Annotated in this window: 13 protein-coding genes and 1 pseudogene; 5 read left to right on the top strand and 9 right to left on the bottom strand. The window is 37.4% G+C overall.

Features of this window, described 5'->3' with window-relative positions; translation table 11 throughout:
- Positions 1 to 123: 123 nt before the first annotated feature.
- Positions 124 to 1,917, top strand: a complete 1,794-nt coding sequence (locus NYE65_RS22050) for a LamG-like jellyroll fold domain-containing protein (RefSeq protein WP_340861694.1) — start codon at positions 124 to 126, stop codon at positions 1,915 to 1,917.
- Between the two features lie 159 nt (positions 1,918 to 2,076).
- On the opposite strand, the gene NYE65_RS22045 is transcribed toward NYE65_RS22050, so the two are convergent.
- The 6 genes and pseudogenes from NYE65_RS22045 to NYE65_RS27340 all read right to left on the bottom strand — a co-directional run.
- Positions 2,077 to 2,973, bottom strand: a complete 897-nt coding sequence (locus NYE65_RS22045; protein WP_328177669.1) for a DMT family transporter — start codon at positions 2,971 to 2,973, stop codon at positions 2,077 to 2,079.
- A gap of 934 nt (positions 2,974 to 3,907) precedes the next feature.
- Positions 3,908 to 4,672 carry an ABC transporter permease gene (locus NYE65_RS22040; RefSeq protein ID WP_161784879.1) on the bottom strand — a complete coding sequence of 255 codons (765 nt, stop codon included), beginning with the start codon at positions 4,670 to 4,672 and terminating at the stop codon, positions 3,908 to 3,910.
- 81 nt (positions 4,673 to 4,753) lie between these two features.
- Positions 4,754 to 5,569, bottom strand: a complete 816-nt coding sequence (locus NYE65_RS22035) for an ABC transporter ATP-binding protein (RefSeq protein ID WP_328178293.1) — start codon at positions 5,567 to 5,569, stop codon at positions 4,754 to 4,756.
- Between the two features lie 28 nt (positions 5,570 to 5,597).
- Complete coding sequence (locus NYE65_RS22030) at positions 5,598 to 6,659, bottom strand: ABC transporter substrate-binding protein (RefSeq protein WP_340861693.1); 1,062 nt, start codon at positions 6,657 to 6,659, stop codon at positions 5,598 to 5,600.
- A 518-nt stretch (positions 6,660 to 7,177) separates the two neighbouring features.
- A complete protein-coding gene (locus NYE65_RS22025; protein WP_340861692.1) occupies positions 7,178 to 7,474 on the bottom strand; it encodes a DUF1796 family putative cysteine peptidase in 297 nt (98 codons plus the stop codon).
- A gap of 278 nt (positions 7,475 to 7,752) precedes the next feature.
- Positions 7,753 to 7,854, bottom strand: a pseudogene (locus tag NYE65_RS27340) (VOC family protein); the annotation flags it as partial.
- Positions 7,855 to 8,079: 225 nt separating this feature from the next.
- Between NYE65_RS27340 and NYE65_RS22020 the strand changes: the two are divergent.
- A complete protein-coding gene (locus NYE65_RS22020; RefSeq protein ID WP_340861691.1) occupies positions 8,080 to 9,297 on the top strand; it encodes a cytochrome P450 in 1,218 nt (405 codons plus the stop codon).
- Between the two features lie 366 nt (positions 9,298 to 9,663).
- Here the strand turns inward: NYE65_RS22020 and NYE65_RS22015 are convergent, their stop codons facing one another.
- Positions 9,664 to 9,807 carry a hypothetical protein gene (locus tag NYE65_RS22015; RefSeq protein WP_340861690.1) on the bottom strand — a complete coding sequence of 48 codons (144 nt, stop codon included), beginning with the start codon at positions 9,805 to 9,807 and terminating at the stop codon, positions 9,664 to 9,666.
- 729 nt (positions 9,808 to 10,536) lie between these two features.
- Between NYE65_RS22015 and yyaC the strand changes: the two genes are divergently transcribed.
- Entirely contained in the window at positions 10,537 to 11,070 is a 534-nt protein-coding gene (gene yyaC / locus NYE65_RS22010; protein WP_340861689.1) for a spore protease YyaC, read from the top strand.
- A gap of 93 nt (positions 11,071 to 11,163) precedes the next feature.
- Here the strand turns inward: yyaC and NYE65_RS22005 are convergent, their stop codons facing one another.
- Together NYE65_RS22005 and NYE65_RS22000 are read right to left on the bottom strand one after the other, a co-directional pair.
- On the bottom strand, positions 11,164 to 12,474 hold the full coding sequence (locus NYE65_RS22005) for a CitMHS family transporter (protein WP_340862167.1): 1,311 nt from the start codon (positions 12,472 to 12,474) through the stop codon (positions 11,164 to 11,166).
- Between the two features lie 251 nt (positions 12,475 to 12,725).
- Positions 12,726 to 13,589: a LysR family transcriptional regulator gene (locus tag NYE65_RS22000; RefSeq protein ID WP_328178290.1), complete on the bottom strand. Its 864-nt coding sequence runs from the start codon at positions 13,587 to 13,589 to the stop codon at positions 12,726 to 12,728.
- A 148-nt stretch (positions 13,590 to 13,737) separates the two neighbouring features.
- Between NYE65_RS22000 and NYE65_RS21995 the strand changes: the two genes are divergently transcribed.
- Both NYE65_RS21995 and NYE65_RS21990 read left to right on the top strand, forming a co-directional pair.
- Positions 13,738 to 14,865, top strand: coding sequence for a 2-methylaconitate cis-trans isomerase PrpF family protein (locus tag NYE65_RS21995; RefSeq protein WP_340861688.1), 1,128 nt, complete (start codon positions 13,738 to 13,740; stop codon positions 14,863 to 14,865).
- 58 nt (positions 14,866 to 14,923) lie between these two features.
- Positions 14,924 to 15,070 (top strand): hypothetical protein, encoded by a 147-nt coding sequence (locus NYE65_RS21990; RefSeq protein ID WP_340861687.1) that lies wholly within the window; start codon positions 14,924 to 14,926, stop codon positions 15,068 to 15,070.
- Positions 15,071 to 15,174: the final 104 nt, after the last annotated feature.

The following is a 15,174-nucleotide window of genomic DNA, read 5'->3' as shown; positions in this document are numbered from 1 at the left end:
AAGCAAACTATACCATATTACAGCTGTACGGAATCTACCTTGGCTTAGTACGCTACAAATTAATCCAGGTAGTAAAAAGGATAAATGTATATCGCTTAATCAAAATGTAACGGGGTGATGTTTATGAGAATGAAAAAAGCATTAATAGGTCTCTCACTCTTATGTATGATTGTTCCTGGTATTGCCAAGTCAGCCGATTCTTTAAATTCCGTTGCTGAAAATGATCGGAGCAGTATCGTTGCAAATTGGAAATTCACAAAACAACATGTTAAAAGCGGTTCAATCGATAAAGGTAATTTAATTATTGAAGATATAACCAAACAAGGAAATGATTTAGAGTTAGTGACGAAAGGTGACCCTGCATTACCCGAATTAAAAAAAATGTTGAAATGGTCTGAAGAAGATTATTACGCTCTGGATAAAGTTGATAGCTTGAAATTCGCCAATTACGAAAACGCCCCTGCAGGAAGGTATTTTAAAACCATACGGGATGCACCTATCAATTCAGAGAATTTCGATAGGGGTTTTACCATTGAATTTGTATTTAAGATGCCAAGGAAACCCAAAAGTGGCATGGGGCTTTTTTCAAGACAAGGACAGGCGGCAGATCTTAATAAAATGGAAGGCGAGAAAAAAATCCTTTCTGCTTTATCTATATCCAGTGATCAAAAATTGCACTGGACAAGCCATCCATCCAATTTGAACTATAATGTAAGCAATTGGTCTCGTTCTTTAAATGCTGGTGAATGGTACCATTTGGCAATCGTTAATGATGGTAGCACGACGACTCTAACTTTAAATGGCGTTAGTGATTATGGAGAATCAGAAAGGGCCATAGGTATAGCAGCATTAAAAGGTAAAGGCTGGAATATCGGTGCAACAGAATTAGGAAATAAGTTAGATGCGCTTTTCGCAGGGAATATCCAGGAAATACGAATTGCCAATAAGGCATTAACTGAAAAAGAATGGCTAGTACAGGATGCTCGTGACGATGAACCCTTTGAAGGATCAAACAAGTCCTTCCCCATTCTAACGAATAAGAAGAATTATAATTTCCTTTTTATTCCAGATACCCAGAAATATTCAAGCCAAAATCCTGAGATTTTCAATAGTCAAATGAACTGGATATCCAATAACACCAAGAAGAACAATATTATCATGAATACATTTGTTGGGGATATTGTCGATAGTGATTCAGAAAAACAATGGCAAAATTCGCTCAGAGCCATTTCCCTTTTGGATAAAAAGGAAATTCCATATATGATGGCGGCTGGGAATCATGACTATGCTGCCGGAGATCCTTTTTTAACACATTATGGGCCACAGCGTTTTATGAATAAAAAATACTATAAGGGGTCGGCTCCCTCTGGGTATAGCTCATATGCAATCGCTAAGGCAGGAAGTTATGAATATCTAATCTTGATAGTGGATATGAAAAATTTGCATAAGGATCTGGAATGGTCAAAAAAAGTTCTGGACCAGCATAAAGATAAACCGACAATCCTCGTCTCACATGATATTATTTTTCCGAAAGTTAAAGATGGTAAAACCATTGCCGCCGATTCGTCTATTGGCCGGCTGATATGGGATGAACTTGTAAAGAACCATAATCAAGTGTTCATGACGGTTAATGGACATTTTTATGGGATAGCGCATCGGGTAAAACAAAACTCAGCAGGAAATGATGTCATTCAAATGCTGGTCAACTACCAAACGAATTATCGAGGGGGAAATGGCTGGCTAAGACTTGTAGAATTTGATGAAAAGAAAAATGTATTATTATTCCGTACTTATTCCCCATATGTTGACGGAATGACTAGGAAAGAAAAGTCCTATATCGATTATAAATTTTTAACAGGTGAAAATAATTCATTTAAATTGGAATGGGACTTTAAACATAGATTTAATTTCAGGTAATGTACAGGTCGGAAAAATCCAATTCCCCAGGTGTATCTGATTAACCACATCAACCTGGGTGAATTCCTTTTATTAGGATGCCCTCCTATGTGTTGAGTCGTCCAAGAAGGATAGACGTTCATTCATGATGATCTGGGATGCTGCTATTTTTTCTAGTTTTCATGCTGCTTTTTTCACCACTGATTTATACTTTCCGAAACCATTAACGACAAGGACCCCCAATATCGCAATACTTCCGCCAATGACTGAAAGGGTACTAGGTACTTCCTGCAGCCAAACCCAAGCGACGAAAATGGCAATCACAGGTTCAATGTACAACAAACTGGAAACGGAACTGGCTTTTCCTAATGATAAAGCGACTGCCCAAGTTACATAACCGATCGCCGCAGGGAAAATACCAACAAAAACCGCTGATAAATGACCTTCCATCGTTGCATGTTGAATTTCTTGAAATAGCCCAGGAAAAAATATAAAAAAGGGTATTGTACCGATCCATGTGAAGTAAGCTGTCAATTCAATCGGATTATAACGGCTAAACAGTGGCTTTTGGAAAACAAAAAACACCGCAGAAGCAATAGCTGACATCAGTACTAAAAAAGCTCCTTCAGAAATATTCAGGGAAGGTCCTGCGGTACCTAATGTTATTAAGGTGATCCCTGTGAATCCAATTCCTAAACCAATCCATCCGTATAGTCCGAGGCGTTCTTTTAAAACGAACGCAGCTATGATCGCGATGAAGACAGGTGCTGAACCGATCAGCATTCCAGCCGTTCCCGCCGAAACCGTTTGTTCCCCGAATGTCACCCCGATATGGTAAATACTAATGCCAATAAATGCAAGGATCGAAATCCTCAACAAATCCTCTTTTTTCGGGAGTCGAAATTTCACCCCAGGCCAAAGAGCATAAAGGATAAAAACTCCTGATGCTATAAGATAACGAACAAGTACCAAATGACCGGCTGAATATCCGCCATGTAAGCTTGCACGAATAGCAGCGAATGTAGATCCCCAAATAATAACTGTAATAGATGCCAATAAAAATGCCTTTGTGTTCAAAACCTATTCCTCCCAACCATCCCTATAAATTGAAGGTATCATGGATACGTGAGAACTTCAATAAAATTTCTATCTCGCTGTGAAGTGTCACAGTAAAAAAAACGAATTAAAGTACTATCTGCCAGTAATCATCGCCGACAAAGTAAATACCAGATAGGCTTGGAGAGGAAATCTTTATGGACAGGTTTGAAAAGCATGCTAAACTAAAAAGTTCTATCTAACAAAGTTGATTGGAGCGGATGTGCGAGACTCGTCGGGATAAGCGTTTCCAGTGAGACCCCGAAGGCGCAATTGCGCTGAGGGCGGACTGCTTGCGGAAAGGGAGTGCCTGGGGGTTCTATCTAAATTTTTTTCACTGTAATCCTTATCGGATTGAAGAAATTTGCGACACTCCTGCCGAATTACTGGCTAACCGAGACACCGCAGACGCTTGCGTCGAGGAAGTTTGGCAGGCAGTCGGCGGAAAGGGAGCGGATTTCTGAAATCAACTGGAACGTTTTTTAAATAAAAAAGCTGTAGCCAAACTCTATTTTTATGTTTTTTTATTGTTTTATGAATACGTTATTGGATTGAAGAAATTTGCGACACTCCTGCCGAATTACTGGCTAGCCGAGACACCGCAGACGCTTGCGTCGAGGAGGCTTGGCAGGCAGTCGGCGGAAAGGGAGCGGATTTCTGAAATCAACTGGAACGTTTTTTAATAAAAAAACTGTATCCAACCTCGATTTTCATTGAGTTTGGATACTTATTTGATTGGAATGGAAGGTACGAGACTCCTGCGGGAAAAGCGAGGCCAAGGGAGACCCCACAGGCGCAAATAGCGCCGAGGAGGCTCCCGGACCGCCCGCGGAAAGCGAGTGCCTGGAATGGAAATCAACGTTCAAACCGCGGACAAACTCGATTTTCATTGAGTTTGGATACAGAATTAATTTAATTAACTATTTTCAGGTTTCCAAGATGAAAAGCGTCTTTCAATAATGCCTAATAATGAAGTAAGAATGATTCCCGTAATAGTAATGACTAACACGCCAACAAACATGCGATCTGTTTGTAGATTTTGACCATTACTTGTCAATTGGTATCCGATACCAGCTGTCGAAGCGAATAATTCACCTACAACCACTGCAATTAATCCTTGACCTATACCTAAGCGAATACCGTTTAAAAGGAATGGGACCGTCGAAGGCAATGCAATTGTTTTAAAAATTTGAAATTCACTTGCACTAAATGTCCTTGCTGCTTTTATTAAGTTTTGATCTAATGTTAACATAGCTTTTTGAGCGCTCATCACTATTGGAAAGAAGGCCATCAAAAATACGATAACAATTTTTGATGCTGGCCCGATTCCGAATGCAATGATGATCACTGGTAATAGGGCGACTTTAGGAGTTACATATAATCCTGAAATGAAAGGGTTAACCACTGCATTAAAGGTAGAGTTCCAACCTGATAACACACCTATTGGGATTCCAATAAGTATGGCTAAAACAAAGCCTGAAACAAATTCGTAACCACTTACCTTCATATTTTCCCAAAAGGAAACTTCTTGGACCATTAAAACTGCCGCTTGTGCAATTTCAATTGGTGAGCTTATGAACAATGGATTTATCCATTCATTTTGAGAGGCAGTTTCCCAAAGCAACAGGAATAGTAAAACAGAAGCAACACTGATAAAAAATGACTTTTTTTCTTTTTTCATTTTCTTCGCCTTTTTTATCTTGTGCTTTGATTGTGTAAGTTCTATCGTACCCTTCGTCATAGTGTTCTCCTTTCATATTAATTATTTCTCTTTATTATCGAAACCTTGTTTAGAAGACTCCTGTTCAATAATGGACCAAATATGATCTACAAACTCTAAAAATTCCGGGCTGCGCTTCACATGGAGATCTCTTGGTCTAGGTATATCAACATCAACAACCTCCACTACACGTCCTGGTCTTGCCCCAAAAACAAAAACTCTATCAGCTAAAAATACCGCTTCATCAATTTGGTGTGTAATGAAAAGACTTGTCTTTTTTGTCTCATCCCATATTCTAAGTAACTCACCTTGCATAAATTCCCTAGTTTGTGCGTCCAATGCCGAAAATGGTTCATCCAATAATATTAATGATGGGTTTACCGTTAATGCCCGAGCCAAGTTTACCCGTTGCTGCATCCCACCTGACAATTCATGTGGATAATGATTTTCATAACCTTTTAAACCGACCATTTCAATAAATTCTTTAGCCTCTTTCTTTTTCTCTGCGGTTATTTGCTTTAACAGTTCAACTCCATAAAGAACATTTTCCAAAACAGTTCTCCAAGGTAATAGACTCGGGTTTTGAAAAACCATTGCCCTGTCCTTGCCGGGACCATCAATTTTTTGCTGATCTAATAGTATTTCTCCCTTACTTGGCTTTAGCAATCCAACTACAGTATTTAAAAAAGTGGTTTTTCCACAGCCGCTCGGTCCAACAATACATATAAATTCACCATCTTTAATGTTTAAATTTATATTCTGCAGGGCAACCACTTCTGCACCAGTTTTGTTATTTACGTAAGTAACGTCTAAAAAACGAGTAGACAATTTAAAGTTTTCCAGTTGTGCATTTTCCATCTTACCTATCATCTCCTTTCCATTCTAATTATTTTTTAAAAGCCTCTTCTATATAACTATTTGTCCAAATAACATCTTCAGTTGTATCCTGTTTAGTAGAAACGCCTGATATCTTGCCAAATTCAACTAATGGATCCTGGGCATTATCCCAAGCCTCTTGATTCATTTCTCCATAGCCTTTAAAAGTGTTTTTCAATCCGATTAGTGATTCCTCTAGGATATCAACATCAATTCCATCAAAATAAGATTCGATTGATTCGGCTGCCTCTCTTGGGTTATTACGTGTGAATTCCATACCTTTCCCTATTGCCCGAACTACTTTCAAAGATGTTTCGTGGTTTTCTTCTAAATATTCCTTTTTAGCAAATACAGCTTCCCAGACCATATTCCCATACATTGGCTCTTCACTTGTATTGATTACAATGTCTCCTATATCTTTACTTTCCGCTTGTAAACCCATTGGGGGTGATGCTATTCCTCCGTCAACAATCCCCTCCTGCATACCGCCAATCTTCGATCCATCTCCTGCTAATTTGACGGTTTTAAGAGTATTGGGATCAACTCCATGCATTTGCATTAAATGACTGGTGTATACGTCTCCAGAATCTCCAACAAGGTTTGTACCAATAGTTGCGCCTTTCAATGAAGCCACTCTATCTTCAAGTGATGAGTCTTTAGAAACATTCTTTTTCTTTTGATATTGTTTAGAGAGTGTAATTTGATAGGTTAGCGCAGAATTTAAAGATTGAATTGCCAATAAATCTTCACCTTTGTCAAGAGGAGTAAACATACTTCGAGGACCTGAGACTGCAAACTGAGCTTCACCTGATAATACTGAAGCAATTACTTGTGCTCCTCCACCACCAGAAACAATCTCAGCTTCAATTCCTTCCTTTTCAAAAAAACCTTGCTCTATTGCTACATACAATGGGGCAACCGACAATAATCGTGCAGGTTCCGTAAAAGTAAGCTTAACCGCTTTTCCTCCTGAATTTCCTTTGTTTTTTGTAGTTGTTTCGTCACTTGGACCGCATGCAGATACTATTAACACCAAACAAAGCAGAACGAACGCCAATTTATTCTTAAACATATTACTTACCTCCCTAAATCAAATATTTTTAACATTTCATTCACTAACTAACAATATTCCTCCTCTATTTTAGTTTTTATATACAAAACATAATTTCATATACATATCAATTCTAAATCAGCTGTCCCTTTTGGGTCAATTGCATTTTTTTGAAAATTTAGATAATTGAGTAGATTACGGCACGAAAAAACACTCATTTAGAATGAATGAGTGGCCTTTAACTCTTAAGATACAATTTTCTGCGAAATAAAGGGAAAATCTTAATGCTTCAGCAATTTAAAAAAGATTGCAATATAAGAATCGAAGTCAGTACTAGAATATGTTTTTGTTAAGGTTACCCCATTATACACATAATCCCACATTGTATCATCATTAGGACCATCGCTGGGTACTTGCACTGTATTTAAATGCCTTTGATTCCCCAGTCGTTTTCATTAACACCTTTTAACCCAACTATTGGATCAAGGAAGAGGATATTAAATTTCCCCGGTATCATTTCGGACAAGACGGATTGTAATTCAACTGCATCGCGAACGGAAACTGCCCCCCCATCTAACAAATAAGACGGATTTGCTATTTGAAATTATTTCAATAAACTTATTTATTCGGTAATTAAGTTTTTCTTTGTAAGCAGGGTAAAGATGAGTCCAATGCTGGTTGGGTATTATTAGGAAATCATGGACTGAAATAATATTATAATAGGTATCTTGGATAAAATGCGCGTTTTGCTGCATACCACCTTTTTCAAAAACCGCATCTCCATCATCAAGATAAGAAGCCCGGTTATTTTCCGGGTTAATTATTTTTTCTCTCATAGCTTGTACCTCCTTTTTTATATCCTATGAAGCTTCATGGAAATCAGTATAGTACTTAATAGATTATATAGATTACTAACAGCCCTTTTTATGTACATGAAAAATAAAAGAAGCCCAACTTTGATAAAGTGGACCTGTTGGGAACTTGGGGGGATTATTGGAAATGCAAAAGAAAATTATGGAGAAGTGAATGACTATCTAAATATTGTCCCCTTTCCACCTTTTATTGTAGGGTCAATAATCTTTTTCTAACTCCTCAATCGCTTGATTCTATCACCCACTTCAAAGGCAAGATGCCTGAGCCCTCTTGCTTCAGGATAAGTTGGACAATTGGGCTGTAAGGAAAATGAGAACAATTCCGGCTGATATTCCCCTCCGACCATTTGGGGTACCGGTATGATCTTAAACGAGAAGCTATGAAACTCAAAAGAGTTTTTCAATAGGTGGTGAGTCAAATATTCAAAGTTATTACTTTCTTCTTATTGAAAAATATCACAAATTATGTCAATTGAAACCAAATTATGAGTTTGTTATCTTAGTTAATGAACCGGTTCATGACTAGTTTATGTATGAATATTAGTCACAATAAAAGGAGAGATGAAACCATGACACAAGTACGTAACTCAACAAGCGCAGTGGAGCAGTATGCTAATCTCATCCCCATGAGCGAAATTGCTTCGAACGCAGATCAATTATTTCCTTTTCCAATCTTTAATAGTTTACGACAAAAAACTCCTGTAAGGTACGACGAGGCCCGAAGCTGCTGGGATGTGTTTCGATATGAGGACGTTCATTATATTCTAAAAAATCCAAAACTGTTTTCTTCGGAACGAGGGTCTGGAACTCTTCAAGGAAGCATTTTGACAATGGACCCTCCTAGACACACAAAAATGAGAAACTTAGTGAACAAGGCATTCACTCCTAAAGCAGTGAAGGATTTAAAAAACAAAATCGAAGAGGTGACACTTTACCTTCTCGATCAAGTTAATGAGAAGGGGACTATGGATCTCGTTCATAACCTTGCTGGTCCGTTGCCTGTCATAATAATTGCCGAATTATTGGGGGTCCCTGCTAAGGATCGGGATCTTTTTAAAACCTATTCTGATGTTCTCGTGGCAGGCGCCAAAGATAATTCAAATGAAGCCTTTCAAAGAATGGCACAGAAACGTAAGGAAGGAAGTGAGTTTCTTAAAGAATATTTCAAAAAAATAATTTTAGAGAGAAAGGTAAATCCTGAAGAAGATTTAATTTCGCTATTATTAGCAGCAAAAATTGATGGGGAAAAATTAACAGAAGAAGAGGTACTATCTTTCTGTGTTTTATTATTAGTTGCGGGAAATGAAACAACTACTAATTTGATTACAAATGCCGTACGCTATATGACAGAAGATAAAAACATTCAAGAACAAGCCAGGACAAATCTGCCTTTAATACCAAAATTGGTAGAAGAAACACTACGCTTTTATCCTCCAATACAGGCAATTGGCCGTATTACAAAGGAACAAGTCAAAGTTGGGGGCAAAACAATCCAAAAGGGGGAACAAGTAATTTGCTGGGTCGCTTCGGCAAACCGGGATGAACAAAAGTTTACAGAGCCTAATCGGTTCACATTAGAAAGGAAATTAAATCCTCATTTGAGTTTCGGGTTTGGTATTCATTTTTGTTTAGGTGCCCCGCTTGCACGTCTAGAAGCAGAAGTAGCTCTCGTGACACTATTAAGTACATTTGCAAAATTGGAAGGTGTAAAAGGGACTGAGCTGGAGGCGATTCCAAGTCCGTTCGTTTTTGGAGTGAAAAGACTTCCTTTAAAATTCACAAGATAATGAGCCTTGCTGCCTAAGAATATATAGATTAGGTCATACAAAAACCTATCAATAACAAAAAATGATTTTTTTTATAACCTCAATGAAAAAGGAAGTATATCAAATTACGACCTTTTAAAATTGAATATTTGAAAAGCATTTATTGGAGAAGATACCAAATACCACATTTATCCAATTATTAAAAATTCCACTGTACTAGGTTGATAAAAACTTAATATATTATACGGAATTTATTACATAAAAAATACAGAAACAAAAATGGAAATCACAAAATGAGTTCCATTTTTGTTTTGAGTACTATTTTGTTTTAGGGCACCTTGATGAAAGACTTTTCTTATCAAAATATACATAACCCTACTGCAAATACTACTTTCCATATATTTCAAGAGGCAAATCATCCGGATCACAAAAAAAGGTAAACCTTTTTCCTGTTAACTCATCAACACGGATAGGTTCGACTGGAATGTTTTCTTTTTCTAAATCTTCAATCGCTCGATTAATATCTTCCACTTCAAAAGCAAGATGTCTAAGCCCTCTTGCTTCAGGATAACTGGACGATTTGGGCTATCAGGAAATGAGAACAATTCAAGCTAAATTTCCCCTCCGACCATTAAATCCAATTTATACGACTGCCTATCTGACCGTTATGTCTCCTTCACGATATCACACCCTAATTTTCATAATCGGAACAAATTATTGACATGATGTATTTTTTTTACCTTCATTTGTTTCCTCCCTAAGAACATTGGTTAGTTTTAAAAATTATTTTAACAAAGTTATCCATTAATAAAAACTTAGTTTTCAGTGCTTCCTACGGACTCTACTGCACGATACTGATACATCCATTTTCCTTTCACCTGGATATAGGTCTTTACAAAGGGCGTATAATATAAGTTAATCTAAAAAAACGTATAATAAAAAAGGAGCCTTCCCCTCCTACTCTCTAGATCAATAATATAGATTCCTAGAACGCTGATTATGTTAATTAACTTTGTATATTGGTGTACTTGGTTGTAGTTTAAAATTAAGTCGTTACGTTTTCTAGTTGTAAACCAACTCCCACTTCCTCGCCAAATAAATTAAAGGGGATGTTTTGAATTACTGCCATTTTTCAGAGTGTTAACTATCATTCTCAAGCATATGCTTATATTTACATGCAGGATGTCCTTTTTGTTCGTATAATAGGACAAAGGGGAATTAAGATGAGTCTAATTTACAAGAAGAGGAGCAATTTGTTCTGTGGAAACAAAAGGCGAAGAAATAAACTGCTTAGCATTAAAAGTCAAAGAGATTATTCAATCTTCTGGCTGTCAAAATGAAGATGTAATCTTTCTGTGCATTGGTTCAGACCGATCAGTTGGGGATTCATTAGGCCCTTTAGTCGGGACAATGCTTAAAGAGCATACGGTGCCTTATCGTGTTTATGGTACCTTGGAAAATCCCGTTCATGCATTTAATTTAAAAGACACATTGAAAAAAATTAAAAAACAATTCAAAAAGCCTCTTATTTTTAGTGTGGATGCTTGTTTAGGGAATCAAAACCAGGTCGGTTATGTTTTTTTGAATGATGGACCTCTTGTCCCTGGGAAAGCTTTAAAAAAAGTATTGCCGGAAGTTGGAGATTATCATATTACAGGAATGGTCAATTATATAGATCCGCTGCCAACCATGCAATTTTTAAATGATACTCGTCTATACACGGTTATGAACCTTGCGAAAACAATCGTAAAAATAATTACTCAAGCTAGCGGCGAGACTTCTGGAATTAAATAAAAGAATGGGCTGTGCCAAAACCACTAATAATAATTGGTTTTGGCACAGCCCTACTTTGTTTAAGTTCGAAGAATTTATTAGATAACATTGTACTTAAATAATAGCCCCTGTCAAGATAGCAACAATGATAAGGACTAATGAACAAATTAGAGCCCATTTAAATGCATACCGCTGTAGTTCCCCGATATCCGTCTTTACCATCCCTACCAGTAAAAGAGTCGAGGCCACGAGTGGACTTAAGAAATGTACAGGCTGGCCCAGTACGGAAGCTCTGGCAATTTCTAAAGGACTCACTCCATAAGCTTCTCCTGCTTCGGCAAGAATTGGCAAAACACCAAAGTAGTAAGCATCATTGGATAAAACGAACGTAAATGGCATGCTGGTGAACGCAACGACCATCGGTAAAAAAGAGCCTAAAGAATCCGGAATGATGGCCACTAATGAATTTGCAATGGCATCTACCATTTTCGTTCCGGAAAAGATCCCTGTGAAAATACCAGCCGCAAATACTAGTGTGACGACGGTAATAGCATTTCCTGCATGTGACACGATTCGCTCTTTTTGCTGTTCTAGATTAGGGTAATTAATGATTGAAGCAAGCACAAATCCGATTAGAAACAACACAGGTACCGGCACTAAGCCCATTACAAGAATGACCATAACCGTGAGCGTCAAAAAAAGATTGACCCATATTAATTTAGGGCGCTTTAAATCGTCTTGTATGGCGGAAGCTACCGCTGCTTCAGCTAGAGCTCCTTTCATTTCAGGTGCAGCTTTAATATGAACAACACCAAGCCGTTTGCGCTCTTTTTTCCCAAGTACGTAAGCGGTAAAAAGAATAGCTGCAATACCTGCGAATAGTGTTGGGATAATCGGAACAAAGAATTCATTTGCATCGAGACCTAAAGATGCTATTGCTCTTGTTGCAGGTCCTCCCCAAGGAGTCATACCACTCATAATACTTACAGCCAGCATAGAAATAGTGGCAAGAATAAGTGGATTCATACCAAGGCGTAAGTAAAGAGGCAGCATAGCGGAAATCGTAATCATATGAGTCGTGGTACCATCACCATCCAAGGCAACGGTCATTGCGATTACTGCTGTACCTATCGCTATTTTTACCGGATCCCCTTTTACGATTTTTAACATAGTTTTAATGAGTGGATCAAATAATCCAGCGTCAATCAGAACTCCGAAAAACAAAATAGCGAACAATAGCAAAGCAGCTGAAGGTGCAACAACCTTTATTCCATCGAGCATCATATCTCCGAGCTCTGGACCAAATCCGCCAATTAATGCAAAGATAATTGGAATGACCACTAGAGAATTAACAGGTGATAACCGTTTAGACATGATTAAATAAGTGAAGACAACGACCATTGAAATTCCAAGTAACGTAAGAATATAAATCCCCTCCTATTAAAGAAACCGCTTACAAACCAAATGAAAAAGTTTGAATAGTTAAAAAATATTATATAATATCTTCTGTTTCCCAGTTGCTTTGTTTTCTATTTTTAGAATAGTTCATATCATCAAATAAGTGAAATACATATTTTTTTTACTTTTTCGAAAAAAAAACTTATAATCCACTTTATATTAAATAAGAAATCGAAAAAGCACAATGAAATTGTCAATGATTTCATTGTGCTTTTTCGTTAAAGATTGGAATTTTTATTCAAGAAATCAATAAAGTTTTTCACAGTAGAGAGTTTTAATGAATCCTGGTTATACATTAACCATGTATTTCTTAACACCGGCTTCCCATTTTTGTAGGATAACCCGTATGTATGCAAGTTATCTGAAGGCTGCAGGCATATTTCCGGCAGAATGGAAACACCAAGATCATTTTTGACCATCTCTTTGCACGTCTCCTGCCGATCTGTTTCCATGGTTACAAATGGTGGCTCAGGGAATCTATCATGCCACCAGCCATTTATTAAGTTTTTTAAAGAACTGTCGGTTTTATAATTTATAAATGGAAGTTCTGGCAAATTATCCAAGTCTACCTCTTTCTTAGAAATTAAACAAAGTCTTTCTTTATGCAGTAACGATTTGATTCCATACCATTCATAGTTTCCACGCAGAATGCCTAATTGAACACTAGAGGAATCTAGAAGATGCATGATTTCTGTACTCCAGCCTGTATTCACATTAAATTGTACATGAGGATATTGTGTTGAAAACTTTTTCAATATTTCTGGTAGTTTATATTGGGCAAAGTTGCTGGAAACGCCAAGCCTTAACGTTCCTCTTACCTCTTTTTTCATATTCAGCATATAATCTTTCGTTTTTTGCAACTTTTTCACCATTTCTTCCGCATAGCCCGCTAAATGTATCCCTTCTGAAGTGAACTCAATGCCTCCTTTTATTTTGAAAAATAGGTTTGTGCTAAATTCTTTTTCTAAATTTTTAAGCCGGTACGTAAGCGCCGGCTGCGATATATATAAACGCTCTGCGGCACGGCTAATGTTTTTTTCTTCATATAGTACCCTTATCGCAATCCAATCTTTTTCGTCCACTTAACCATCTCCTGCCTTTTGATTATAAGTTTTTTTATCATTTTTATTAAAAAAATATGTATTTTACTTATGAATGAACTTATCATACTATATTTTCAAAGGAACCGGTAGTGCTATAAATATTGATTTGAGAAAAGGTGGTTATACAATGAAAGTACCTGTAGTTGTAATGCGCGGCGGGACAAGTAAAGGTGTGTTCCTTAACTTTGAACATATGCCTTCGAATCGCTCACTCTGGGAAGATTTCTTACTTGACGTGATGGGCAGTCCGGATCGGAGACAGATCGATGGTCTTGGAGGAGCGAATTCATTGACAAGTAAAGCAGCGATCATCAAAAAATCAGAATCACCGGAATTCGATGTGGAATATACATTTGCGCAGATCAGCATCGATAATCAAATGGTTGATTTTAAAGGAAATTGTGGGAATATTTCATCTGCTGTAGGACCTTACGCAATTGAGCAAGGATTAGTCCCTTTACAAGAACCTGTTACAACGGTGAAAATTTTTAACACGAATACACAAAAACTGATTATTGCAGAAGTTGAGGTTGAAAATGGACAAGTGAAAAAAGAAGGCAGCTGCTCAATTCCAGGCGTGCCTGGTAAAGGATCACCTATCTATCTTTCTTTTACTCGTGCTGAAGGAGCAGTTACAGGAAAACTATTCCCTACAGGAAATCCAATTGACATGATTAAAACGAAGGATCGACTTATTCAAGTTTCAATCATTGATGTTGCCAATCCACTTGTTTTTGTAAGGGCACAGGATATTGGTCTAAACGGAAGCGAATTGCCCACTGATTATTCACAGGAAAAATTAAATGAGCTAGAAGAAATCCGGTCGATTGCAGCTGAAATGTGTCAATTTTCCGATAAGAAATCAGCAACTGTCAAATCTCCTGCTGTTCCTAAAATGACCCTAATTGCTCCTCCTATGGATTACGTAGACCTAAATGGATCGGAAAGAAAAGCGTCAGAGATGGATTTGATGATCAGAATGATGTCGATGCAAAAGCCCCATCAAGCACTTGCTATTACAGGAGCCATCTGTGCAACTGCAGGAGCTTACTTACAGGAAACGATTTTATCTGAGATGGTGAACATTAAACAGGAAATTTTTCGATTAGCCCACCCGGCAGGGATCATGGAAACAAAAGTTGATTTTTTGGCAGGACACATACGCGCTATTAAAGTGGTACGCACAGCGAGAATCATTTTAGAGGGATACGTGTACACGAAAAAAAATTACGAGCTTTCCTATCAATTAGCTTGATTTGAATTGATTTGCAAATTACAGCAAAAAAAATTATCTATCACTTGGAGGCTTTTCAATGTGGGTCATCACTGTCTTTTTAAAAGGAAATATTAAAATTTTTGAATTTGACACAGAAAAAGAAGCGAAAGAACTATTCAAAAATATGAAAGGCACTAAAATTCTTTCCGAAATAGTTTACTTAAATGATCCTTGTTTTGTATAAGTGAGTTTTCAATAGAGCCCAGACTATAATGTATCTCCAACTAACCGATGCCTACAAAATTCAATTATAAACTAGGATTGAGAATAGATGAAAATTTTCCGGGG

The organism is Peribacillus sp. FSL R5-0717 (assembly GCF_038002945.1).
GTDB lineage: Bacteria > Bacillota > Bacilli > Bacillales > DSM-1321 > Peribacillus > Peribacillus frigoritolerans.
The sequence above is the reverse complement of the archived record's forward strand: the minus strand, read 5'-3'. Positions and strand labels throughout refer to the sequence as shown.

Excerpts from the sequence above, each read along its gene's own strand:
- NYE65_RS22020 (WP_340861691.1), top strand. The coding sequence starts at position 8,080 with ATGACACAAGTACGTAACTCAACAAGCGCAGTGGAGCAGTATGCTAAT.
- NYE65_RS21995 (WP_340861688.1), top strand. The coding sequence starts at position 13,738 with ATGAAAGTACCTGTAGTTGTAATGCGCGGCGGGACAAGTAAAGGTGTG.
- NYE65_RS22030 (WP_340861693.1), bottom strand. The coding sequence starts at position 6,659 with ATGTTTAAGAATAAATTGGCGTTCGTTCTGCTTTGTTTGGTGTTAATA.
- NYE65_RS22050 (WP_340861694.1), top strand. The coding sequence starts at position 124 with ATGAGAATGAAAAAAGCATTAATAGGTCTCTCACTCTTATGTATGATT.
- NYE65_RS22025 (WP_340861692.1), bottom strand. The coding sequence starts at position 7,474 with ATGAGAGAAAAAATAATTAACCCGGAAAATAACCGGGCTTCTTATCTT.
- NYE65_RS22035 (WP_328178293.1), bottom strand. The coding sequence starts at position 5,569 with ATGGAAAATGCACAACTGGAAAACTTTAAATTGTCTACTCGTTTTTTA.
- NYE65_RS22040 (WP_161784879.1), bottom strand. The coding sequence starts at position 4,672 with ATGAAAAAAGAAAAAAAGTCATTTTTTATCAGTGTTGCTTCTGTTTTA.
- NYE65_RS21990 (WP_340861687.1), top strand. The coding sequence starts at position 14,924 with ATGTGGGTCATCACTGTCTTTTTAAAAGGAAATATTAAAATTTTTGAA.